The following is a 23,798-nucleotide window of genomic DNA, read 5'->3' on the forward strand; positions in this document are numbered from 1 at the left end:
GCGGCGCTGCGGGGTGGCGACCGGGGGCGGCGATCAGTAGGTGTTCTGCACGAGCTGGATCGTCAGCCGCTGTCCGGGTTTGATGTCGTTGGTCTGGATGCGGTTCCAGCGCAGGAGGTCATCCTTCTCGACGCGGAACTGCTTGGCGATCGAGCCCAGCGTGTCGCCGCGGCGGATCGTGTACTGGGCGAGCTTGAGCGGCTTGCGGGCCGTTTCCGCGCCCTTGTCGGCCCGCCTGCCGGTTTTCTCTTCCTTGGCCGCCAGTTGTTGCCTGCCGTCGTCGGCCTTGTTCGTCGTGCGCTCGGACGCCTTCGCCGCCGCCGCGCTGGCGGCTTTGCCGCCGCTCGCTTCCTGGCGGCTGTCGGCCGGCTCGTTGCGCGCCTTGCCGGACGGTGCCCTGGCTGGCTCGGCGGCCGCGACCAGCAGGCGGGTGCCGGCATTGACCTGGTTCGCGCGCAGCTTGTTGAGCTGCTTCAGTTCGGCCACGCTCATGTCGTAGCGACTGGCCACCTCGCTGAGTGTTTCACCCTTGCGGACGAGGTGGCTGCTGCTGGAGGTGCGGCCCGCTGCTGCAGTTTCTGCGGCTGGCCGCGATTCCGTCTCGCTCACCGTGCCGCGCTGCGCCGCCGGCTTCGCTGCCGGCTCGGCGGCGGCGACCAGCAGCTTGCTGCCGACGTTCACCTGGTCGGCGCGCAGCTTGTTGATCTGCCGCAGTTCGGCCATCGTCATGCCATAGCGCTGGGCCAGGGCATGCAGCGTCTCGCCCTTGCGGACGACGTGCGTGCGGCTGGCGACGGCCGGCGGCGCGACCTCCGGCTGCGGCAGGCGCGGCGCCTGCGCGACGGCTGCGGGCGGCCGCGGCTGTTCGCTCGCCAGCGGCGGTGCCGCCTCGGTCGGCAGGCTCGCCAGTTGCTCGCCGGCGCTGACACCTTCCTGTGCCGGCACGAGCAGGGTGTGTCCCGCCGTCACCCTGATGCTGCCGTTGATGCCGTTGACCGCTTTCAGGTTGGCGACCGTGAGGCCGAAGCGCGGTGCGACCTGTTCGAGCTTCTCGCCGGCGCGGAGCGTGTAGGCCTGCCATGACGACAACGGCTTTTCACTCTCCTCGTGTGCCTCGAGGTTGCTGACGAAGGTGTCAAGCTTGTGTGCCGGGATGACCAGCGGCTTGTCGGACTTGATCACCGGGCGGTTGTGCGCCGGATTGAGGGCGACGAACTCGCGTACCGGCATCTCGGCAAGGCGGGCTGCCAGCTCGACGTCGATGTCGGCCGACTTGGTGACGGTGGCGAAGTAGGGGCGGTTGGGAACCCCGCGGAGGTTGAGGCTGGCGAGCGCGTTCGGGTTGCTGAAGATGTTCTTCAGGGCCTGCAGCTTGGGGACGTAGTGGCGGGTTTCCTCGGGCATCGTCAGGCTGAGGTAATCGGTCGGCAGGCCGTTGGCGCGGTTCCTGTTGATCGCCTTGCCGACGGCACCTTCGCCCCAGTTGTAGGAGGCAAGCGCGAGGTGCCAGTCACCGTGGAGATCATAGATGTACTGCAGGTACTCTAGCGCGGCGGCCGTCGAGGCGACGATGTCGCGGCGTTCGTCCACCCACCAGTTCTGTTCCAGCTTGTACTGCCTGCCGGTCGCCGGGACGAACTGCCAGAGGCCCGACGCATGGCTGCGCGAATACGCCGTCGGGTTGTAGGCGCTTTCTACCATCGGCAGCAGCGCAAGCTCCATCGGCATGCCGCGCCTTTCGAGTTCCTCGACGATGTGATGCAGGTAGCGGCTGCTGCGCTCGACCATGCGGCGCAGTGACTCGGGACGATTGGTGAACCATTGCTGGTGGTGCAGGACAAGCGAGTTGTTGATGTTCGGCATCGCAAAGCCGCGCCGGATGCGCTGGAACAGTTCGTCCGGCTCGGCGGTCAGATCGATGGTCTCGGCGAGTTGCCCCGGAGCGACGAGTTCGACCACCGGCAGCGCCTCGGCCGCCTCCGTCTGGCTGTCAGGAAGCAGGCCCGGTGTCCGCTGGGACGCGCTGCTGGCCGTCGGCCGATCGGTTGCCTGGGTGCCCTGGTCGGTTGAATCGCCGGCCGCAGCAGCGCCGGAAGACAGGGCAAGAGCAAGAGCAAATGCGATTCGTGGCGTCATCCGTACTTCCTGTTCTCTTTTCGGGCGGGCGCCAGTTCATCCCCGCTCAGTGGGATCACCTGGTCGAATGGTGAAACTGCAAGCGCATGATTATAGACCAAAGCGAAGGTGCGAGTGGACAAGTGGCGCGGCGAAAAGTTCGCTGCCGGTGGTGCAGCGGCTGGCCGCGTTCCGCGGCCGCGGCGGCCGGTCCGGCGACGCGCTTGGGTGCGCCGGCCGCAAAAAGAAAGAGCCCAGGCTGGCTGGGCTCTTGGGTACTCGATTCTGGCGGAGTGGACGGGGCTCGAACCCGCGACCCCCGGCGTGACAGGCCGGTATTCTGACCAACTGAACTACCACTCCTTGCTGCATCGGACTGCCCGTGTCGGGCATCCGGGTCCGGCGGCCCCAATGGCTGCCCGCCGTTCGAGCTGCGCATTATAGCGGATTCCTGCCGGCAAGCAAGAGCTGCGGCAGGGCGCATCAGGCGGCAAGACACTCGAAGCGGATCAGGCAGGGGTCACCATCGCGTACGGCTTCGCCGAGCGAGATGTCGCCCTGGTCATGCAGAACGAACTCCTCGCGCTGGACGAAGAAGCGCTCGCCGTTGTCGAGACGCAGGTAGGTGCCATTGGTGCTGCCGTCGACGAGGATGAACCTGCCCTGACGAAAGTGGATGTCGGCATGGTAGCGGGATACCTGTTCCTGGTCGACGACCAGCAGGTTGCGGTCGCCGCGGCCGATGGTGAATGGCGGCGAGTCGTCGCGCACTTCGAAGCGGGTACCGCGGTATGCGAGAAGCAGGCGGGAGCACAGCGACTGGCGCAGTTCCTTCTGCGGCCCCGGGCCGACGAGCTGGGTGACGGTGCCGGGCTCCTGCCAGATCATCTCGACGATCTCGACCTCACGCCGGCGACCGCGGACGCGCGACAGACCGAGGCTGCGCGTCATCTGCTGCAGTTCATCCGGTAGCCGGCGCGTGGTGTCGAGGGTGGTGATGATCTGGTCGGCCCGCGCCAGCGAGACCATGCGGGCCGCGACATTCACCGCGTCGCCGAAGAGGTCGTCCGGCTCGACGAGCAGCGGTCCGTGTTGCAGCCCGATCTTGACGGCGATGTTGAAGTCCAGCAGCGAGAGGTCGTCCCGCAGTGCCCGATGCATTTCGCAGGCCGCGTTGACTGCACGTTCGGCGTCCGGGAAGCGGCTCATGATCTCGTCGCCGATCGTCTTGATGACCGTACCGTCGAATTCGCCGGTCTTCTCCTTGAGGGTATCGAGCACGCGACTCTCGATCTGGCGGGCCTGCCAGTCGCCGTAGTCTTCAAACAGCCGGCTGCTGCCGCAGATGTCGGCAAAAAGAACCGTCGCCGACACCGACTCCGGAGCAGATGCCGCCGACGGGCGGTCCGGCGCAGGAACTTTCGGACTGCGCAGTTTCATGACCCGCCTTTTCCTTCCTCGACGAGCAGGCCGGTCAGCCGAAGCGGCGCTTGTACTGCTCGCGACGTTCCTGCGCTTCGAGGCACAAGGCGGCCGTCGGCCGGGCGAGCAGGCGGGCGATGCCGATCGGCTCGCCGGTCTCCTCGCACCAGCCGTAGTTGCCCTCGTCAATGCGCTTCAGCGCGTCGCGGATCTTTCGCAGCAGCTTTCTCTCGCGATCCCTGACACGCAGCTCGAGCGTGTGCTCTTCCTCGGCGCTGGCGCGGTCGTTCCAGTCCGAACTGATCTCGGCTTCCTGCAGGTGGCCCGCCGTCTCCTTGACGGCCGACAGCAGCGCCTGCTCTTCGGCAAGCAGCCGGCGGCGGAAGAAGGCGATCTGCCCGGGAGACATGTACTGATCCTCAGGCGCTGACAGCAGCGCCGTCTCGGTCAGTTCGTTCGCTTGCGCAGTCGACTCGTCCATGTTGTGACTCCTTTACTTGCTGACAGATCACCGACGATGGGACCGGGGAGTCCAGCCTCCCCGATCACAGAGTCATGGCGGCCGACGCGGCAACGAGCTGCCATCGCCCCGCTCGATGCACCGTGGCGTTGGCCGACCGGCGCCGTCAGGCGACGGTGCCGCAAAGGCGCGCTGACGACAGCTGATGGTAGCGCATTGTCCGCCTTCGGCACAGACAAAAAAAACCGCCGGCAGGCGGTGTGACTACATTTCAGTGCGATCCGTGGCCGCGCAGGGCGTGCTGCCAGCGACCTGGAACCGGAAACGCCTGGTAGGCGCGATTGGACTCGAACCAACGACCCCCACCATGTCAAGGTGGTGCTCTAACCAGCTGAGCTACGCGCCTTCATCAACGCCCAAGCTGCACGTGATTTCAGGGAAGTGCGCATTATACGGGGCGGCACCTTCAAGTCAAGCATGATCGTACGAGTTCTCAGTCGCCGATCACGTCGGTGTTGGCCGGGGGCGTGAAGCGGAACAGTGATGGCGGCAAGCGGGGGTTGATCTCGACTCGCGAAAAGACGAGCATCGTCGTCTGGCCAAGGGTGTCGAGCAGTTCCATCGCCCGCAGTTCGCTGCCGGAGAAGCCGACGCGTACCTTTGCGAAGCCGCTGTCGGCGGCTCTGGGGGTTGCCTCGAGCCACTCGAGCCCGTCCCGTTCGCCCGCTTCGCGCAGGCTGAAGTCGCGGTCGATAGTGCGTTCGCCGGCGAGCAGCGAGGCCGGCGTGCCGCCGAGCGCGGCGCCGGCCTTGCGGACGGTCACCTGGCGCAGGTCCGGGTCATGGATCGAGATCTTCTCGCCATCGCCGATCACCAGTTGACTGTAAGGCTTGTCGATCTGCCAGCGGAACTTGCCCGGACGCCAGAACATCATGACCCCGCTCGATTTCTGCGGCAGCCGACCGTTGCGCGCGACGACGGTCTGGGCGAAATCGGCGCGCAGCGTTCGCGTCGTGTCGAGAAAGTGCTGCAGTTTGTCGATGGCCGCGGCACGAGCCGGGTTGCTCGCAACGAGGACGCACAGCGTCAGGCCGAGCGGCAGGCGCCAGTTCATTCGTCTTCCTTGCGCGCGAGAACCTCGCGACCGCCGCGCGCATCCATGGCAGAAACCAGGCCGGCCTTCTCCATCGCCTCGATGAGACGGGCGGAACGGTTGTAGCCGATCCGCAGGTGTCGCTGCACGAGCGAGATCGAAGCGCGGCGGTTCTTCAGCACCACCTCGACGGCCTGGTCGTAGACGGGATCAGCCTCACCATCGGTGTCGGGGCCGCCGTTGTCGGCGCTGCCGGCATCGGCGTCCTCGTCGCCGGCGGAGCCGACCAGGACCGCGTCGACGTAATCCGGCGCGCCGGTCTTCTTCAGGTGGTCGACCACCCGGTGCACCTCGTCGTCGGCGACGAAGGCTCCATGGACACGCGTCGGGTAGCCGGTGCCCGGAGCCAGATAGAGCATGTCACCCTGGCCGAGCAGGGTCTCGGCGCCCATCTGGTCGAGGATCGTGCGTGAGTCGATCTTCGACGAGACCTGGAACGAGATGCGGGTCGGGATGTTGGCCTTGATCAGGCCGGTGATGACATCGACCGATGGTCGCTGCGTGGCGAGAATCAGGTGGATTCCCGAGGCGCGGGCCTTTTGGGCGAGGCGGGCGATGAGCTGTTCGACCGTCTTGCCGGCGACCATCATCAGGTCCGCCAGCTCGTCGATGACGACGACGATGTAGGGCAGGGTGCTCAGTGGCTCGGGTGAAGTCGGCGTCAGCGACACCGGATTGGCGATCTTCTCACCATTTCGCGCAGCATCGCGGATGCGCTGGTTGAGGCCGGCGATGTTGCGCACCCCCATGGCCGACATCAGCTTGTAGCGCTTGTCCATCTCGCCGACGCACCAGTTGAGCGCGTTGGCTGCCTGTTTCATGTCAACGACGACTGGCGCCAGCAGGTGCGGGATGCCCTCGTAGATCGACAGTTCGAGCATCTTGGGGTCGACCAGGATGAGCCGCACCTGGTCGGGCTCCGACTTGTAGAGCAGCGACAGGATCATCGCGTTGATGCCCACCGACTTGCCGGAGCCGGTCGTTCCGGCCACCAGCAGGTGCGGCATCCTGGCCAGGTCGACGACCAGCGGCTGACCACCGATGTCCTTGCCGAGGCTCATCGTCAGCGGCGAGTTCATGTCGCTGTATTCCTTGCTGGCAATGATCTCCAGCAGGCGAACCGTCTGTCGCTTCGGGTTCGGCAGTTCGAGTGCCATCGACGATTTGCCGGGAACCGTCTCCACCACGCGCACCGAGACCAGCGACAGCGAGCGCGCCAGATCCTTGGCCAGATTGAGGATCTGGGCGCCCTTGACGCCGACCGCCGGCTCGATTTCGTAGCGTGTGACGACCGGCCCGGGGTAGGCAGCGGTGACTGCGACCTGGACGCCGAAATCGGCCAGCTTGCGTTCGATCAGCCGCGAGGTGTATTCGACGGTCTCCGGGCTGACGCGGGCACTCTGCGGTGGCGCCGGTTCCAGCAGGTGCAGCGGTGGCAGCATGCCGCCCTCGACGGCCTCCGGGAACAGCGGCGGTTGCCTTTCGCGGTCGATCCGCTTCTCCACCTTCGCCGGCAGGACGCGTGCGGCGGGTGCTTCCGGTTCGCGTCCGGTGGCGGTTCCGTCGGCTTCGTCACCCGGCAGGGGCGTGCTCGCCGCGTCGCCGAGGAAGGGCTCGGCTGGCTCCCTGGCATTGCCCGAATCGGCCCCCACCTCGCGGTTCAGGGTCGGCTCGACCGCAGCGTCGCGACTGCCGCTCCGTGCCGGTCGCGAAGCCGTCCGGGCGGCCGTCGGCGGCATCTCCGCCGGCGCCGGTTCGTGGCCGTCGCCACGCTTCTTCTCGAGTTCGACCACGGCTTCGCGTTCGCGCGCCACCTCGCGACCGATGCGCCGATCCTGCCAGCGTCCGTAGAGGCCGCCTATTGCCAGCAGCACGCGCTCGAACAGCGTGCCGATCCGTTCCGCCGCGGTGATCCACGACATGCCGGTGAAGATGCTCCAGCCGAGCAGCAGCATCGCCACGAGTGCCAGTGTGGCGCCCGTATAGCCGAGGTAGCGGACCGCGAAGGCACCCAACTCGATGCCGGTGACGCCACCGGGGCCGACCGGCAGGCTGGCCTTGATGGTGTAGAAGCGCAGCGTCTCGAGTGCGCTGCTGGCAATGATGAGGACGACGAAACCGGCGAGCGAGATCAACAGCGGCCGTCTGTCGCCGGCATGCTGTCCCTCGAGCCGCCGGTAGCCCCAGCCAACGGTGACCAGCAGGAGCAGGATCCACCACCATGCGGAGAGGCCGAAGAGGTAGAGCAGGACATCGGCCAGCCAGGCGCCGCTGCGCCCTGCCGGGTTGTGCAGCATGCTGCTGTGCACGGCATGCGACCAGCCGGGATCGGCGCGGTCGTAACCCCAGAGCGAGAGCGCAAGGAAGCTGACGACAACGATCAGGACGAGCCAGCGGGACTCGCGCAGCAGCACGGCGATCTTCTCCGGCAGCGGGCTCGATGGTCGGGACGGGTAGGGGATCCTGCTGCCGAGTTTGCTCAACAATGCCATTGGCGGGTTCTGAAAAATTTTGGTCAGGAGCGCTCGGCGCTCACCGAAGAGGGCGCTCGCTTGTCGAGAATCACCGTGCGACCCTCCTCGACACGGAAGTAGCCACGGTTCTCGAGATCCTTCATGACGCGACTGACCATTTCGCGTGAGGCGCCGATCATCTTCGCGATGTCCTGTTTCGTCACCCGTTTGCGGATGACGCGCTGGCCGCGCTCTTCTTCCGAGAAATCGAGCAGCAGCTTGGCGACGCGGCCGTAAACGTCGAGCAGTGCCAGGCTCTCGATGTTGCGGTCGGCTTCGCGCAACCGCTGCACCAGGCTCTTCATGATGTTCAGGCAGAGGTCGAAGTTCTCCGCCAGGCAGCGTTTGAAATCGCCCTTGGTGATCACGAGCAGTTCGCAGGCTTCGGTGGCGACGACATCGGCCGAACGCGGGCTGCCATCGATCAGTCCCATTTCGCCGAAGAACTCCCCGGGGCCGAGCAGGGTCAGAATCACTTCACGGCCCTCTTCGTCGCTGTTGAGCACCTTGGCGCCGCCACTGATCAGGACGTAGAGCGAGTCGGTGCTGTCGCCGGCGCGAACGATCGTCGTCTGGCGAGCGACCCGACGGTGAAAGGCGACCTTGGCGATCTGTTCGAGCTGCGTATCGGGAACGCCGGCAAAGATCGGGATGCTGTGCAGCAGGGTCAGGCTGGGGCCTCTTCTGGGTTGTTCGACCTGAGTGTTCATGGGCGGTTCTTCCGTCAAGTGAAATGATTTCTATCAAGGGCTTGCGCGCCGATTATAAGGCACTTTGCAGGTTTTCGACGTTAACCGGTGGTAGCGGCTGGAGCAGGCAGGCCAGCGATGACGGTTATAATTTTCCGCTGACCCACCCGGAGAGTGACTGAACATGAGCCAAGCAACCCGCCATTGCCGCCTGCTGATCCTCGGATCGGGCCCCGCCGGCTACACTGCCGCCGTCTATGCTGCACGTGCCAACCTGAAGCCCGTGCTGGTCACCGGCATGGCACAGGGCGGCCAGTTGATGACCACCACCGACGTCGACAACTGGCCGGCCGACGCGCAGGGCGTACAGGGGCCCGAACTGATGCAGCGCTTCGAGGAGCACGCGCGGCGCTTCGAAACCGAGATCATCTTCGACCACATCCACACGGCACAGGTCACCCAGAGGCCTTTCACGCTGGTTGGCGACATGGCCACCTACACCTGCGATGCGTTGATCATCGCCACCGGTGCGTCGGCGCAGTACCTGGGCCTGCCGTCCGAGGACGCGTTTGCCGGGCGCGGGGTGTCGGCCTGCGCCACCTGCGACGGCTTCTTCTACCGCGAACAGCCGGTGGCAGTCATCGGTGGCGGCAACACTGCGGTCGAGGAAGCGCTGTACCTCGCCAACATCGCCAGTCACGTGACGCTGGTGCATCGGCGCGACAAACTGCGCAGCGAGAAGATCCTGCAGGACAAGCTGTTCGCCCGGGAAAGCTCGGGCAAGGTGACGATTCGCTGGAACTGCACCCTCGACGAGGTTCTCGGCGACCAGTCCGGGGTAACCGGGATCCGTATTCGCAGCAAGCTGACGAACGAGACCGAAGACCTTCCGGTGATGGGAGTCTTCATCGCCATCGGCCACCGGCCGAACACGGAGCTCTTTGCCGGTCAGCTGGCGATGGAAGGCGGTTACCTGTTGACGCATGGCGGCCATCAGGGCAACGCCACCGCGACATCGGTCGCCGGCGTCTTTGCCGCCGGCGACGTGCAGGACCACATCTATCGCCAGGCGTGCACCTCTGCCGGCAGTGGTTGCATGGCGGCGCTCGATGCCGAGCGCTACCTGGACAGTCTCGGCCTGGCGGGCTGAGAGCCCGCCCGTGGCGCTGCCAGGTGCCGAACGTAGGTTGGCCAGGGGCATCAGAAGCGACGCCGGCGATGAGTCAGTTCAGTCGTCACAGCCCGGAGGATCGGGCTGCCTTCCTCGCTGCCGTTGACGGTGCGCGACCTCTGCGCCAGCCCGACCGCGTCAGCCTCGACGGGCCGAAGCCAAGTCCGCGGCCGCGGCAGAGCGAGATCGACGAAGCGGCGGTCCTTGCCGAGCTGCTGCACGGCTCGTTGGCCATCGATGACTGGCTCGACCTGGGTGGCGCCGACTCCTTCCTGCGTGGCGGCGTGCCGCGCAGCGTGCTGCGCGACCTGCGTCGGGGCCGCTGGAGCATTCAGGGCCACATCGACCTGCACGGACTGAACCGGCAGCAGGCGCACTCCCAAGTGGCCCAGTTCGTCGCCGCGGCGCTCAGCGCCGGCAAGCGCTGCCTGCGCATCGTGCATGGCCGCGGCCACGGATCGCCGGGGCGTGAAGCGATCCTGCGGCAGTTGGTCAAGGTCTGGCTGGGTCGTCACCGGGAGGTGCTGGCCTTCTGTCACGCCCCGCCGAACGATGGTGGCGACGGTGCCCTCTGGGTGCTGCTGAAGTCGGGCGTCCAGCCGCGCCGGCTGCCCTGACGGAGAGTTCCGGCGACGACCGTCGTCGCTGGCTGCCTGCGCTGCCGTAGACCGTCTCGCCGCCGCGGCTGCCCCGGCGAGAGCCCTGGCGCCGTCTAGATCGCCGACTCGTCGAGTTCGCCGGTACGGATGCGCACGACCTGCTCGACGCTGCTGACGAAAATCTTGCCGTCGCCGATCTTGCCGGTACGTGCGGCCTTGACGATGGCGTCGATCGCCCCCTCGGTGGCGGAATCCGTGACGACGATCTCGATCTTCACCTTGGGCAGAAAGTCGACCACATACTCGGCTCCGCGATAGAGTTCGGTGTGGCCCTTCTGGCGACCGAAGCCCTTGACCTCGGTGACGGTCAGGCCGGTGACGCCGATTTCGGACAGCGCTTCACGCACCTCGTCGAGCTTGAACGGCTTGATGATCGCTTCAATTTTTTTCATGGTCTCGGCTCCTGGAAAGATCACAAGGAAATCCTATCAGAAATCGCGCACCGACAAACGATCAGTATGGGTCACGGTAGCGGTTGGTGATCGGATAGCGCCAGTCCTTGCCGAAACCGCGTTGCGTGACCCGGATTCCGACCGGCGCCTGGCGACGCTTGTACTCGCTGATCTTCAGCAGATGGACGACACGCCGCACGTCGGCGGCGGCAAAGCCCTCGGCAATGATCTGGCGCGGGCTGAGGTCCTTCTCCATGTAGGCCTCGACGATCGCGTCGAGCACCGCGTAGGGCGGCAGGTTGTCCTGGTCGGTCTGGTCCGGTTTCAGCTCGGCCGACGGTGGGCGGCTGATGATGCGTTCGGGAATGACATGCGAACAGGTGTTGCGCCAGCGCGAGATGCGGTACACGAGGGTCTTGACGATGTCCTTGATGACGGCGAAGCCGCCCGCCATGTCGCCATAGAGGGTGCAGTAGCCGACTGCCATTTCCGACTTGTTGCCGGTCGTCAGAACCAGCGAGCCGGTCTTGTTCGACAGGGCCATCAGGATCATGCCGCGTATGCGTGCCTGCAGGTTCTCTTCGGTCGTATCCGCCGGCAGGCCGGCGAACTGTCCCTCGAGCATGCCGGCGAGGGTCTCCATAGCCGGTGCGATGGCGATCTCGTCATAGCGGACGCCGAGCAGACGCACCATCTCGCGTGCTTCGCTGAGGCTCAGCTCGGCCGTATAGGGGGAAGGCATCATTACCGCCCGCACCTTGTCCGCACCGAGCGCGTCGACCGCCACGCAGAGGGTCAACGCCGAATCGATGCCGCCCGAGAGACCGATGATCGCCCCGGGGAAGCCATTCTTGCCCAGATAGTCGCGAACGCCGAGGACCAGTGCCTGATAGATCTCCGCTTCCTGGCAGGGTGGGTCGACGATGGTCGTCGGCTGCGGCTCACCGTCAACGAAGTCGACGATCCCCAGCGCCTCCTCGAACTGCGGCAGCTGGCAGCGGAGCGTCCCGCGCGAGTCGAGGACAAACGAGCCGCCGTCGAAGACGAGTTCATCCTGGCCACCGGCGAGGTTGGCGTAGACCACCGGCAGGCCGGTGCTGCTGATCCTTTGCCGCAGGACCTCGGTGCGTCGCTCGCGCTTGCCGATGTGGTAGGGCGAGGCATTGAGCACCAGCAGCACGTCGGCGCCTGCCTCGCGGGCGAGGTCGGCAGCGCCGGCTTCCCAGACGTCGGCGCAGATGTTGACCCCGCAGCGCAGCCCGTTGAGCGTCAGAATGCAGGGTGCAGCACCGGAATCGAAGTAGCGCTCCTCGTCAAAGACCTCGTAGCTGGGCAATCGCTGCTTGTGGTAGGTCGCGACACGACGGCCGCCGCTGAGCAGCGTCGCGGCGTTGTAGCGGCGCCCGTCGCGCTGCTCGGGGTGGCCGACGAGGACGGCGATGTCGGGCAACTCGCCGGCGAGCACCTCCAGCTCGCTCTCGCAGGCGCTGCAGAAGTCGTCGCGCAGCAGGAGGTCTTCGGGAGGGTAGCCGCAGAGTGCCAGTTCCGGCGTCAGCAGCAGTTCGGCGTTCTGCTGCCGGGCGCGGCGGGCGAAGTCGACGATGCGCGCGCGGTTGCCGCTGAAGTCGCCGACCGTGGCGTTGATCTGGGCAATGGCGATTCGTACTGACATCTGGCTGGCTCCCGGCAAAAAGGGGCGCTCGCGCGCCCCTCCAGCGAACAGTCGGAGTGGGAAGTCTAGAAGGCCGGCTTTTCCTTCGCCTCGGCATACGCCCGCACGCCCTCCATGATCTCCTTCTTCGCCTCGTCAGTGCCCAGCCAGCCGATCACCTTGACGAACTTGCCACGCTCGAGATCCTTGTAATGGGCAAAGAAGTGGGCGATCTGGTCGAGGACCATCTGCGGAAAATCGCGTGGCGACTCGATGTCGCGATACATCGGCGTCAGGCTGTCCACCGGAACGGCGAGCAGCTTGCCGTCGGGTCCGGCCTCGTCCTCCATCGCCAGCAGACCGATTGGCCGGCAGCGCACGACGACCCCCGGCGGCAGGGCAAACTGCGTCACCACCAGAACGTCGACCGGGTCACCGTCGCCGGCGATGGTGTGCGGAATGTAGCCATAGTTGCAGGGGTAGTGCATGGCGGTGGACATGAAGCGGTCGACGAAGACCGCACCACTGTCCTTGTCCACTTCGTACTTGACCGGATCGGCATGCATCGGAATCTCGACGATGACGTTGAAATCGTTCGGAAGCGACTTGCCGGAGGGCACGCGATCGAGGCCCATGTTCGTGTTCTCTCTGCTGTTGGTCGGAGTCTCGATTATACGCCGCTACCCCACGCCTGCGCGTCATCTTCTACCGTGATGCCATGCCCGTCCGGCCACCGTCGGTTGCCGCCATCGGAGCAGCCGAACGGGTTTGGTGCAACCAGCCGAGGATGCGCGCGGCACAGCTCTGCCAGTGGTGATCGAGGATCATCGCGTGGCCGGCGGCGGGGATGATCTGGAGGTCGGCTTGCCAGCGGCGGGCGACGCGGCGGACCTGATGAGGCGGAAAGACCACGTCCAGTTCGCCGCCGAGCACCAGTACCGGTCGCCGGCGTGGTGGCAAAGGCCAGCGCCAGCCAAGCATGGCCATGTCGGCGATGGCGCGGGCAGATTCCGGCTGCACGATCCGCACCAGTCGCTGGAGTTCGTCGGGATCCGTTGCCGGCGTGAAGTAGACGTCGCGCAGGAGGCGCATTCCATCGTCGTCGAAGACACCGCTGCTCATGCGGGCCACGGCACCGATGAACTCCGGGTGGCGCAGGAAGAGGCTCAGCGACGACTCCAGCGTCCCGTTTGGCGGTACCGGTGATATCAGGACCGCAGCTTCGGCAAGGGATCGCTCGAGCAGTCGTTCGGCGAGGAGGGCGCCCATCGAGTGGCCGATGACCACCGGCCTGCTGTCCAGTCCTTCGACCACCGGCGTGATGTCGGCGAGGTAGTCGTCGAGGCCGAGCCGGTCGAGGCACTCGCGCCCCTCGCTGCGGCCGTGCCCCGGCAGGTCGGCGGCATGGCAGTCGTAGCCACGGCTGGCGAAGTAGGGAAGGAAGTTCGGTAGCCAGCATCTCGAGTCCACGTAGCCGCCATGCAGGAACAGCAGCGGCGGCCAGCGGGATGGTGTGGCCGTTGCATGCCGGAGGAGGTGTATCGTGCGTCGAGCCATTGGTGTTGTCCGAGGGGTGCGCGCTGACCGTCACGGGAAGGGCTGCGTCGCCACGCAAGCCGCCGAGCGGGCCGTGGTTGGTGCGCGGGTGTCGTTCAGGCGCTGGCGCTTGGTCGTTCGGCGATGCGGTCACGCCAGGTCTGCAGGTGGTGCAGACCCTCGTGGCCAGGCTGGAAGCGCATCAGGCCGCGCGCAAACTCGATGGCGCAGAAGGCGGTGATGTCGGCGATGGTGAATCGGCCGCCGGCAACGAAGGGCTGGCGCTCGAGTTCGGCATCGAGCCAGCCCGCAATCTGCCGCAGCTTCTCGCCCTGCGAACGTCCAAAGTCGGGAAACTGCGGCTGCTCGAGCGGTGCCAGGCCGGGATGGCAGTGGCGGATCCAGTTGGCGATGCAGCCGAACAGGTACAGTTCGACGCGCCGGTCAGCCATCTCGATGAAGGCTCGCTCGGCGAAATCGTTTCCCATCAGGTTCGGTTCGGGCGCCAGGCCCTCGAGGTAGGTGCAGATCGCCCGCGACTCGCCGAGCGTGCGGCCGTCGTCGAGTTCCAGGGCAGGTACCTTGGACAGGGGGCTGCGGGCACGGAAGGCAGCTTCGCGATGCTCGCCCCGCGACAGGTCGACGATTTCCGTCTCGATTCCCTGCAGTCGCTTCTCGGCAATGAACATCAGGACGCGGCGCGGGTTGGGTGCCCGCGGTGAGACGAAGAGCTTCATGTGTGCCTCGCAAAATGTGTTGAAACGGTGGTGGGGGAAGTCGGTTCCTGGTGGCAGGATGTTCGCGCGGCATCAGCCGCCAGCCCGTGGCGACTGGCCCATCTCGACCATCTGGCGGGCTCCCTCGACGAACTTGCGCGCCTCGTCGTCGCTGGCGTCACGGTCGAGCGCCGACGGCGGGGTGGCGATGCCCTGCTGCACCGCCGGTCGCGCGCGAATCTGTTTGAGCCAGCGCTGCAGGTGCGGCAGGTCGTCGATCTCGATACCCGACCAGCGATGCGTTCGCACCCAGGCCCAGTTGGCGATGTCGGCGATAGAGTAGTCGTCGGCAAGGAACTCGTTGTCGCGCAGGCGGCCGTCGAGAACCTGGAACAGCCGGCGGCATTCGCCCTGGTAGCGGTCGATCGCCGGCTGGATCTTCTCCGGCAGGTAGCGGTAGAAGACGTTCGCCTGGCCCATCATCGGGCCAATGCCACCCATCTGGAACATCAGCCACTGCAGGACGCACGAGCGTCCGCGCGCATCCCGCGGCAGCAGGCGGCCGGTCATCTCGGCAAGGTAGATGAGGATGGCGCCGGACTCGAAGACCGCGAAGTCGGCCGCCGCCCGATCGACGATCGCCGGAATCCTGCCATTCGGGTTGATCGCCAGGAACCAGGGCTGCTTCTGCTCGCGTTGCGCCAGATCGAGCGTGTGCACCGTGTACGGCAGCGCCAGTTCCTCGAGGGCGATCGAGATCTTGTGGCCGTTCGGCGTTGCAGCAGTGTAGAGATCGATCATCGTCAGGGTTCGCTGGTTGGATCGGGGCAATTGCTGCCGCCGACCGGCGTTGCGCGCATGGGTGCCGTCATCGTAGCAGAATCATCGCCCCGGCAGGTGCCGGCCATCGTGTCGTGGCTGGCGGTGCAGCGGCTGCGATCCGGCGCGAATGCCCGTCGTCGGCGCTGCCTGTATGGCAGGCGATGAGCAGAAGCGGGCAGAAAATTAAAAGACATCACTTACTTAAAAAATGCGTGCAATCGTTCGCGGAGCGTGCTATCGTTGTCACATGGTGAATGGACTTGCACGATATGAATTCAGCGAGCGGCTGGCCGACATCCTCGGCGAGTCACGTCGTGACCTGCGCTTTCGCGTGACGTTGATGGTCACCGGCGGGCTGGTGCCTCCCGGACCGCGGGGCAGGGGCTCGCCGGCAGCGACGCCGCAGTACGCCGCGCAGTTGCTGCTTGGGGCGATGGCCGCGCCGCAGCAGTCACAGACCATCGAAGCCATCCGCTGTTATGCCGACCTGCGGCCAACGACGGTGGCGCCGGGTGGCAGCACGCCACGGGTGCTCTTCGGGCCGGCTCTGCCCGCCAGCGGCGCCGAGCAGCAGCCGGTGTGCTGGCTGGCGCTGGAGGGCCTGTCATTTGCCGACGCCCTGGCGGGCCTGCTCGAACTTGCCAGTGGCGAAGATACGCGCGCCCTGGTTGCCAGCGAGCTGTTCGGCGTCTGGGTCAACCGTGGTTGCCCGGTGGCCTCGCTGCAGTTCAGCACCTGGTGGCAGGGCCGGCGCGCAGTGATCAGCCACAACTACGGTCTCGGCGGCGACTCGCCGCCGCCGGCCTGGCTCGATCCACAACGCGGCGGGACTGCCGATCCGGGTCTCTTCCACGCCGTCTTCCTGCCGGTCCGAAAACTGATCGAGATCGGCGTGCTTACCACCGTAACCGACAACAGGAGCAATCCGATGCTGAACAAACTGGGCCACAAGGTGGCCTCGATTGCCAAGATGGCACAACTGGCGGCGAAGACGCCGCATGGCAGCCGCTGGGAGAAACTCCTGACGGCACTGGCCGCCGTACAGGCGTGGTCGGAACAGGTCGACCGGCAGGAGAGTCGGCTGCGCGAAGTCACCGGTTTCGGCGCCAATCCCGGCGAACTGCGCATGTACGAGTACGTTCCGGCGGAGCTGCCGGCGCAGGCGCCCTTGGTCGTCGTCCTGCACGGTTGCACCCAGAGCGCGGCTTCGTACAACAAGGGCAGCGGCTGGTCTACGCTCGCCGATCGTCACGGCTTTGCGCTCCTGCTGCCGCAGCAGCAATGGAACAACAATCCGCTGCGCTGTTTCAACTGGTTCAAGCCGGAAGACATCGAGCGCAACCAAGGGGAACCGGAGTCGATCCGGCAGATGGTCGAGCACATGCTGGGCGCGCACTCGCTCGACCGCCGTCGGATCTACGTTACCGGCACGTCTTCCGGCGGTGCCATGACAGCCGTCATGCTGGCGACCCATCCGGAGCTCTTCGCCGGCGGTGCGGTGATCGCCGGCGTCCCGTATCGGGCAGCGAAAGGCATGCAGGAGGGGCTGGAGACGATCTTCCAGGGCCGCAACCTGGCTCCGGCCGAATGGGGTGGGCGCGTGCGTGCGGCCTCGCCGCACCAGGGACCGTGGCCGAAACTGTCGGTCTGGCATGGCGACGCCGATACGGCAGTCAAGCCGGTCAACGCCGAAGAGCTGATCAAGCAGTGGAGCGACCTGCACGCAGTGCCACTGCAGCCGACGCTCGAGATGACGGTGAGCGGCTATCCGCGACGGGTCTGGCTGTCGACCACGGGTGAGGAGGTCATCGAGTCCTACACCGTCACCGGCATGGCGCACGGCGCGCCGCTCGATCCCGGACCGGCGCCGCATCAGTGCGGCACCGCGGCGCCGTTCTTCAACGCTGTCGGCATTTCCTCGACGCATCGCATAGCCGACTTCTGGGGGCTGCTCGCCGAACAACCGGCACAGGCGGCGCACGAGACCGCGGCAACAGCCGCGGTGCCACCGAGCGGCGATGCGCCGGCGGGTGCCACGGCGGCGGGGCAGGCGCGGGCGAAGCCGTTGGCCAATGGTGGCGATGCGCAGCAGCAGGAGGCGCCGTCCGCGTCCGGGGCCAGCCGCCGTCCTGCCGATGCGGAGCAGGGCAGCGGCAGCCGGCGGCCTTTCGGTCTCGACGTGCACGGCATCATATCCGCTTCGCTGGAGGCAGCCGGTCTGCTCAAGAGTGGTGCCACGGCCAGCCGCCCGACCAGCGGTGCACCGCTTGGCATCGATGTGCCGGGAATCATCTCGACCGCGCTCGAGGCGGCTGGCGCACTGAAGGCGGTCAGCCAGCGTTCTGCGGCGGCGTCGACGCCCGCAGCCAGGTTACAGGCTGCGGGCTGGGAAGGAAGCGGCTGGGAGATGTTGCTGGACGACCCGCGCGCGTTGGGCGGCGGCTCGATGCTCTACGGCCACGCTTCGTCAGGCGAGCGGGGGGCGCTCGGGCCGCATGCGCATTCGATCTCGCGGCGCATCGAACTCGGCCCACGGCCGGAGTTGAGCTACCTGCGGCGACTCGATCTCAGCGCCGCGGTGAATGACTACACCAGCGCCAGCTTCCGGATACTGATCGATGGCATCGTCGTCGATGAGGTGACGGCGATCGGCATGCTGCACCAGGAGAGTGAGTGGCTGCGCCAGTCAGGCATCGACCTGGCGCGCTTTGCCAATCGGACGGTGACGCTGACGCTCGAGGTCGCCGCCTATTCGAACATCTACAGCTCGGTGCATGCCAGCGTCTGGGTAGACCAGGTGTTGATCGAGAACGCTGTCGATCTGGCTCCCTGCTGAGCCGTCGTCCAGGGATGGCGGCGAAGCGGCGGCGATCGAACGTGCGGGGCACAAGCAACGGAGGCAGGTGCCTGCTGGGTCGGCCGATCAGCGGGCGAGTGCAGGTGAGGGCGCTGGCGCCGGGGTTCGTTGCGCGACCCCGGCGCGGGGCGCCGCCCGCCCGGCCGGACAATGCCGGTCTGCGGGTTGCTGGCGGCGCTTGACTGTGGCGGTCAGCGGTTGGTGAACACGGGCTTGCGCTTCTCGACGAAGGCTGCCATGCCCTCTTTCTGGTCGTCGAGGGCAAACGCCGAGTGGAAGGTGCGGCGCTCGAAGAGCAGCCCCTCGGCGAGCGAACTCTCGTATGACCGGTTGATGCACTCCTTGATCATCAGCACCACTGGCAGCGAAAAGCCGGCGATCTTGCTGGCGGTCGCCATCGCCTCGTCGAGCAGCTTGTCGGCGGGAACGACGCGCGAGACCAGACCGGCGCGTTCGGCCTCGACGGCGTCGATGTTGCGCGAAGCGAGGCACATTTCCATCGCCTTCGCCTTCGAGATCGCGCGCGGCAGGCGCTGCGTGCCGCCGGCACCCGGCAGGATGCCGAGGCGGACCTCCGGCTGCCCGAACTGCGCTGTATCGGCAGCGAGGATGATGTCGCACATCATCGCCAGTTCGCAGCCACCCCCGAGCGCATAACCGGCGACGGCAGCGATGACCGGTTTGCGGCAGCTCTTCAGCGTGTCCCAGTTGCGGGTGATGAAGTCACCCTTGTAGGCCTGCATGTACGACAGTGATTGCATCACCGTGATGTCGGCACCGGCGGCGAATGCCTTTTCCGAACCGGTGATGACGATGGCGCCGATGTTCTCGTCGGCCTCGAAGCCGCCGAGTGCGTCGCCCAGTTCGTCCATCAGGTCATCGTTCAGCGCGTTGAGCTGCTTCGGGCGGTTGAGCGTGATCAGGCCGACTTTGCCGCGCACTTCGGTGATGATGTTGACGTAGGTCATGAGCAGAGAACTCCTGTGATGGAAGTTTCGATAGGGGAGCGCGGCTCCCGTCAACCCGGAGTCGGGACGGGAGCGCACGCGGTGTGCGGCCCCCCGGTGTGTTCAGTGCGGGGGGCCGACAGCGATTGCCAGGACAGGGTCAGGCGAGGTCCATCTGGAACTTGACCGGGCCGCGCACTTCCTTGCCGTTGGCGTCCTTGAAGGAGCCATTGACCGGCGACTTCTTGCCGTACGGGCTGGTCAGGATGGCGACGTGGCCGCCAAAGAAGGCGACCGACTCGAGACCGTCCCAGCCTTCGAGGAACTTGTTGCCTGCCGTGGCGCAGGGCGGTGTGACGAGGTCATCCTTGATCGCGTAGTTCTGGTACCACGGCACCTTGAGGTCGATCAGGCCCTTGATGTTGAGGGGCTTGTCGAACAGTTTCACGGGCAGCGTGCCATCGTCGGCGATCGCATCCTGGAAGGTGTGCGAGCTCATGTTGGCGATCGCCAGCGGCAGGTGTACGCGCTCCTTGAGCAGCCAGCGGAAGAGGGCCGCCGGCGTCTTGCCCGGGTTGAGGTCGGTGGCGCGCTGCAGCGAGGCCTGGTCGAGGACCTTGACCAGCGGCGACTCGCGGTCGATGGCGACGAAACGCATGCCGAGGCTCAGCAGATAGCCATTGGCCACCTTGTTGCCGCTTGGCAGCGTCGTCGTGATGAAGTCATGGTGCATCGTCGGCATGCCGCTGATGGCATCGCTGTAGGTGCCGTCGACCGGCGTCACGTTGGTGATCAGCGCGTCGCAGACGTCCTGCAGCTTGCCCGAGAGTACGTTCATCAGGCAGATGTAGCCGCCCTGGCAGGTGCCGTTGAGGGTCACCTTCTTGCCGCCGTTGAGCTCCATGACCTTGGCGCAGAGTTCGCGCGTCTGCTCGCAGTCCTGTTCCGGAGTCATCGTCTGGACCTTCTCGTTCGTCATGATGTCCTTGACGACGCGGACGTAGGTCGGGATGCCCTCGTTGGCGAAGGAGTGGCTGTAGCTCTTGTTCTCGTAGGGCAGGAAGGAGAGGATATGCACGCCGAGCATGTACGGCGGCACGAGGATCACCGGCTTGAGATCGCTGCGAACCTCGACGCCTTTCTTCAGCGGCAGAACCTGATAGAGCTCGAAGGCGTCGGTCTCGTGCACCAGCCGGTAGTTCGAGGTATTGAAGTGGAAGCCGAACTCATCGGCGATCGCCTCGATCTGTTCGTTGAAGTTGGATACCGCCTCCATCACTTCGGCTTCACGCCGCATGTAGCCGCCGAGCTTCTCGCCTTCCGCGTTCATCACCGTGTTGAGGAAGGCGCGGGTTGCTTCCTCCATCTGGTCAAAGGCGTAGTCGGCCATCTTGTCCTGCATTCCGGCGAGGCCCTTGCGCGCCATGCCGACGTTGTGCTCGAGGATTTCGAAGGTCTCCAGCATGCTCAGCGGATTGTCGCGGGCGGCGGTCATCGCGATGTGTGCGGCAATGAACAGGTTGTCGTTGAACTCGCTGACCTCACGGTTCGAAGCGCGCATCATCGCCAGCGTATACCTCCACCAGCTTGTGGTGAAATCGGGCATTTCCCTTAGCAGTGCATTCATTTTTCCAACCTCCAGCAATTAGACGTGATACCTGAGTCAAAAAAAGGTCGGCCCGCAGTGGGGCCACCCGCGCTTACCCTGGTGCCGCCGCCAGGGCGGACACCGACGATTCACCGAATCCGTTTCCGTCGCTACACGGGCGCCGACTCCCGGGCCTGGCAAACTCTCGCACCGATGGTCGGCCAACACCGCCATCGGCTTCGTTTTTGCAACGCGTTCGAGTACCAGCGACATGCCCGCGCGATCCGCTCGGCCACGCTCGATTGCGCAGCGCACAATACATTCTACTCCTCTGCGCGGGATTTGTTCACGCGCTTTCGCGCCTGCATGCAGGGGGCCGACCGGGGCCGCGCGAACGACGCTGCAGGGCCGTCAATTCTGGCTTGCAGTGTCCTCGCGACGGGTCTCCGCGCGGTCCTCTCGAGCCGTTTGCAGGATGCCCTGGCGGCAGCCGTTCCAGTCGCCTGGCAGGCGATGTATGCTACGCTTCTGTTGCGCTGCGATGGGACTCAGCCGGCGATGCCGGAGGTCGACAGATGGGCCCGCCGCGGCTTCGCCGGAGGGAGGACACGATGCTGCAACTAGCGACACTGATCAGTCACCACGCGGCCTATCGGCCCGCTGAGGTGGCAGTCGTCTTCGAACAGGAGCGCTTGAACTGGCGTGACTTCGCTGCCCGTGTCGACCGTTGCGCCAGCCTGTTGCAGTGGCTTGGCGTGCGCCGCGGCGAGCGAGTTGCGACGGTTCTTGCCAACTGCCGGGAGTTGCTCGAGATCTACTGGGCGGTTCCGGCGATCGGTGCCGTTCTCGTGCCGCTGAGCCCGCTGCTGATGGCCTCCGGTCTGGCCAGCCTGGTGCGCGACGCGGGTGCCGTCTGCCTGATCACGCAGCGCGCGCTGGCGCCGATGCTGCAGCAGGTCCGCGACGAACTGCCGCAACTGCGCGCCGACCGCATCCTGCTGGTGGACGGGGCCAGTGGTGATTTCCCGGATTACCGGGCGCTGCTCAACAGTTGCCCGGAAGGCGGCCACAGCACGGTGGAAGTGGCCCAGGACGAACTGTTCAACATCATGTACACCAGTGGCACCACCGGCTTGCCGAAGGGCATCATGCACAGCCATTTCGTGCGCTCGATGTACTGCACGCTGTTCGCGGCGGCGTGGCGGATGCGGCCGGAGTCGGTCGTTCTGCACACCGGCGCGATCGTCTTCAACGGTGCCTTCGTCACCCTGATGCCCTGCTTCTATCTCGGCGCGCGCTACGTCCTGCAGCGCCAGTTCGACGCCACCGAGGCGATCGAGATCATCGCCCGCGAACGCGTCACGCACACGATGATGGTGCCGGCACAGATCATCGCCGTGCTCAATGCGCCGAACTTCTCGCCGGCAAAGCTCGCCTCGCTGGAAATGATCCTCTCGCTCGGCGCGCCGCTCCACCAGGAGCACAAGGATCAGCTCAACCGCCTCCTGCCGGACCGCTTCTACGAACTCTACGGACTGACCGAAGGCTTCTGGACGATTCTCGACCGCACGCAGTCGCTGCGCAAGGCGGGGTCGGTCGGCTCGCCGCCCTGTTTCTACGAGATGCGCATCGTGCGCGAGGACGGCAGCGACGCCGAAGCCGGCGAGGTCGGCGAGATCGTCGGCCGCGGCCCGTCACTGATGCTCGGCTACCACGGCCGGCCCGACCTCACCGACCAGGCGATCCGCGATGGCTGGCTCCATACCGGCGATCTCGGCTACGCCGATGGTGAGGGCTACCTCTACCTTGTCGACCGCAAGAAGGACATGATCGACAGTGGCGGCGTCAAGGTCTACCCGAAGGACATCGAGGAAGTCGCAGCGCGTCACCCGGCGATCCGTGAAGTCGCCGTGTTCGGGGTCGCGCACGAGAAATGGGGCGAGACGCCGGTCGCCGCCGTCCTGCTGCACGCCGGCGCCAATGCCACCGCCAGGGAACTGCGCGACTGGATCAACGACCGCGTCGGCGCGCGCTACCAGCGGCTGCACGCCGTCGAGATCATGGACGACTTCCCGCGCAACGCTGCCGGCAAGACGCTCAAGCGCGAGATGCGCGACGCCTACCAAGCACGGGGACAGTAGACTCGATTGCCTCGCGGACGGCTCGCCGGCCGGTTTGCCCCGGCAGTCTTGCTGGCCGGGGTGGCGCGATGTCGGTGCAGCTGAACCCCCGGGCCAACTGCCAAGCAAAGGTCGGTGCCGCGGCCGGACGCAGCCGCCACGCGGGCGCGGATGAATGCCTGCTGGAGGCCGTCCGCTGATCGCTCACGCGGCCGGGTTGCTGCTGCCGGAGTTCGCATCGGGCTGGCAGAGGAAGTCCAGAAGCGGCATCGCGGCAGCGAAGCGTTGCGCGGCAAGGCTGACCAGACCCTCGCCTGTGGCTTCGGCGAACGACAGGGGTGCCAGTCCGATGAAGTCCTTGCGTCGGATGTCGTCGATCGCCGGGTGGTCCGCGGCATGACCGCGCGGCGGCCGGCTCAGGCTGTCGCCTGCCAGCACCCAGTGCGCGCTGAATTGCGGGTCGTCGCGCACGGCAAACCAGCGCTGCGGGTGATCGGCGATGCGGGCGCGGATGCCGGCGAGCGCGGCGGGATCGGGATGCCAGCAACCGGCGCCGAAAAAGCAGCCGTCGCTCGCGAGGTGCATGTAGAAGCCCGCTGAGTGGACGTCCTTGCCGAGTTCGTGTCGGAACTGGATGCCGACGTTGGTCTTGTAGGGACGCTTGTCGAGGCTGAAGCGCGTGTCGCGGTGAATCCGCATCAGCGAGCCGCCGGTCGGCCGTGGATCGGCGCGGAAATGCGGGGCGAATGCCTGCAACTCGGGCGCCATCGCGGCGATGAAGTCGAGCGCGGGCGCGCGGACCACTGCTTCGTAGCGCTCCCGGTTGGTGGTGAACCACGAACGCTCGTTGTTGGCCGCAAGTTCGTCAAGGAAGTTGAACGTGGCCTGGCTGAACATGGCAATCCCTCCTCGCTGGCAAGGTGGTTGGGGGAGCGGGCGCTCTGCGCCCGCATTGTTGCGCGTGCCGCACGGCCGGTAAAGACCATC

19 protein-coding genes and 2 tRNA genes are annotated in these 23,798 nt (G+C 66.1%); 4 read left to right on the top strand and 17 right to left on the bottom strand.

What is annotated here, in order from left to right; translation table 11 throughout:
- Positions 1-33: 33 nt before the first annotated feature.
- The 8 genes from HT579_11160 to HT579_11195 all read right to left on the bottom strand — a co-directional run bounded on the left by HT579_11160 (position 34) and on the right by HT579_11195 (position 8,373).
- Complete coding sequence (locus HT579_11160; protein QKS29417.1) at positions 34-2,136, bottom strand: LysM peptidoglycan-binding domain-containing protein; 2,103 nt, start codon at positions 2,134-2,136, stop codon at positions 34-36.
- Positions 2,137-2,401: 265 nt separating this feature from the next.
- Positions 2,402-2,478: transfer RNA gene (locus HT579_11165), tRNA-Asp, on the bottom strand.
- A 120-nt stretch (positions 2,479-2,598) separates the two neighbouring features.
- Positions 2,599-3,555: an adenylate/guanylate cyclase domain-containing protein gene (locus tag HT579_11170; GenBank protein QKS29418.1), complete on the bottom strand. Its 957-nt coding sequence runs from the start codon at positions 3,553-3,555 to the stop codon at positions 2,599-2,601.
- Positions 3,556-3,589: 34 nt separating this feature from the next.
- Positions 3,590-4,018: an RNA polymerase-binding protein DksA gene (gene dksA, locus HT579_11175; GenBank protein QKS29419.1), complete on the bottom strand. Its 429-nt coding sequence runs from the start codon at positions 4,016-4,018 to the stop codon at positions 3,590-3,592.
- A 308-nt stretch (positions 4,019-4,326) separates the two neighbouring features.
- Positions 4,327-4,403 (bottom strand) — tRNA-Val (locus tag HT579_11180).
- Between the two features lie 87 nt (positions 4,404-4,490).
- Positions 4,491-5,111 carry an outer membrane lipoprotein chaperone LolA gene (gene lolA, locus HT579_11185; GenBank protein QKS29420.1) on the bottom strand — a complete coding sequence of 207 codons (621 nt, stop codon included), beginning with the start codon at positions 5,109-5,111 and terminating at the stop codon, positions 4,491-4,493.
- A complete protein-coding gene (locus HT579_11190; GenBank protein ID QKS29421.1) occupies positions 5,108-7,642 on the bottom strand; it encodes a DNA translocase FtsK 4TM domain-containing protein in 2,535 nt (844 codons plus the stop codon). Before HT579_11190 ends, lolA begins: the two co-directional genes overlap by 4 nt.
- A gap of 23 nt (positions 7,643-7,665) precedes the next feature.
- Complete coding sequence (locus HT579_11195) at positions 7,666-8,373, bottom strand: Crp/Fnr family transcriptional regulator (GenBank protein QKS29422.1); 708 nt, start codon at positions 8,371-8,373, stop codon at positions 7,666-7,668.
- Positions 8,374-8,536: 163 nt separating this feature from the next.
- Here HT579_11195 and trxB point away from each other — a divergent pair, with 163 nt between their 5' ends.
- Both trxB and HT579_11205 read left to right on the top strand, forming a co-directional pair.
- Positions 8,537-9,502, top strand: a complete 966-nt coding sequence (trxB, locus tag HT579_11200; GenBank protein ID QKS29423.1) for a thioredoxin-disulfide reductase — start codon at positions 8,537-8,539, stop codon at positions 9,500-9,502.
- Between the two features lie 68 nt (positions 9,503-9,570).
- On the top strand, positions 9,571-10,140 hold the full coding sequence (locus tag HT579_11205; protein ID QKS29424.1) for a Smr/MutS family protein: 570 nt from the start codon (positions 9,571-9,573) through the stop codon (positions 10,138-10,140).
- 95 nt (positions 10,141-10,235) lie between these two features.
- On the opposite strand, the gene HT579_11210 is transcribed toward HT579_11205, so the two are convergent.
- The 6 genes from HT579_11210 to HT579_11235 all read right to left on the bottom strand — a co-directional run bounded on the left by HT579_11210 (position 10,236) and on the right by HT579_11235 (position 15,278).
- The gene (locus tag HT579_11210; GenBank protein ID QKS29425.1) at positions 10,236-10,574 is read right to left on the bottom strand and encodes a P-II family nitrogen regulator; all 339 of its coding nucleotides are present in this window, start codon (positions 10,572-10,574) and stop codon (positions 10,236-10,238) included.
- Positions 10,575-10,635: 61 nt separating this feature from the next.
- Positions 10,636-12,246 carry an NAD+ synthase gene (locus HT579_11215; GenBank protein QKS29426.1) on the bottom strand — a complete coding sequence of 537 codons (1,611 nt, stop codon included), beginning with the start codon at positions 12,244-12,246 and terminating at the stop codon, positions 10,636-10,638.
- Positions 12,247-12,311: 65 nt separating this feature from the next.
- Positions 12,312-12,860 carry an inorganic diphosphatase gene (ppa, locus tag HT579_11220; protein ID QKS29427.1) on the bottom strand — a complete coding sequence of 183 codons (549 nt, stop codon included), beginning with the start codon at positions 12,858-12,860 and terminating at the stop codon, positions 12,312-12,314.
- 70 nt (positions 12,861-12,930) lie between these two features.
- Positions 12,931-13,782 (bottom strand): alpha/beta fold hydrolase, encoded by an 852-nt coding sequence (locus HT579_11225; protein QKS29428.1) that lies wholly within the window; start codon positions 13,780-13,782, stop codon positions 12,931-12,933.
- Between the two features lie 95 nt (positions 13,783-13,877).
- A complete protein-coding gene (locus tag HT579_11230) occupies positions 13,878-14,498 on the bottom strand; it encodes a glutathione S-transferase family protein (protein QKS29429.1) in 621 nt (206 codons plus the stop codon).
- A 72-nt stretch (positions 14,499-14,570) separates the two neighbouring features.
- Positions 14,571-15,278 (bottom strand): glutathione S-transferase N-terminal domain-containing protein, encoded by a 708-nt coding sequence (locus HT579_11235; protein ID QKS31611.1) that lies wholly within the window; start codon positions 15,276-15,278, stop codon positions 14,571-14,573.
- Between the two features lie 268 nt (positions 15,279-15,546).
- On the opposite strand from HT579_11235, the gene HT579_11240 reads away from it, so the two are divergent.
- Complete coding sequence (locus tag HT579_11240) at positions 15,547-18,135, top strand: PHB depolymerase family esterase (GenBank protein QKS29430.1); 2,589 nt, start codon at positions 15,547-15,549, stop codon at positions 18,133-18,135.
- 212 nt (positions 18,136-18,347) lie between these two features.
- Here the strand turns inward: HT579_11240 and HT579_11245 are convergent, their stop codons facing one another.
- Positions 18,348-19,124 (bottom strand): enoyl-CoA hydratase, encoded by a 777-nt coding sequence (locus HT579_11245; protein QKS29431.1) that lies wholly within the window; start codon positions 19,122-19,124, stop codon positions 18,348-18,350.
- 139 nt (positions 19,125-19,263) lie between these two features.
- A complete protein-coding gene (locus HT579_11250; GenBank protein QKS29432.1) occupies positions 19,264-20,730 on the bottom strand; it encodes a metal transporter in 1,467 nt (488 codons plus the stop codon).
- Between the two features lie 572 nt (positions 20,731-21,302).
- Here HT579_11250 and HT579_11255 point away from each other — a divergent pair.
- Complete coding sequence (locus tag HT579_11255) at positions 21,303-22,832, top strand: AMP-binding protein (GenBank protein ID QKS29433.1); 1,530 nt, start codon at positions 21,303-21,305, stop codon at positions 22,830-22,832.
- A 183-nt stretch (positions 22,833-23,015) separates the two neighbouring features.
- Here the strand turns inward: HT579_11255 and HT579_11260 are convergent, their stop codons facing one another.
- Positions 23,016-23,708: a DUF2461 domain-containing protein gene (locus HT579_11260; protein ID QKS29434.1), complete on the bottom strand. Its 693-nt coding sequence runs from the start codon at positions 23,706-23,708 to the stop codon at positions 23,016-23,018.
- Between the last annotated feature and the right edge of the window lie 90 nt (positions 23,709-23,798).

The sequence above is a fragment of the Candidatus Accumulibacter similis genome, from assembly GCA_013347225.1.
In the GTDB taxonomy this organism is placed as follows: Bacteria; Pseudomonadota; Gammaproteobacteria; order Burkholderiales; family Rhodocyclaceae; genus Accumulibacter; species Accumulibacter similis.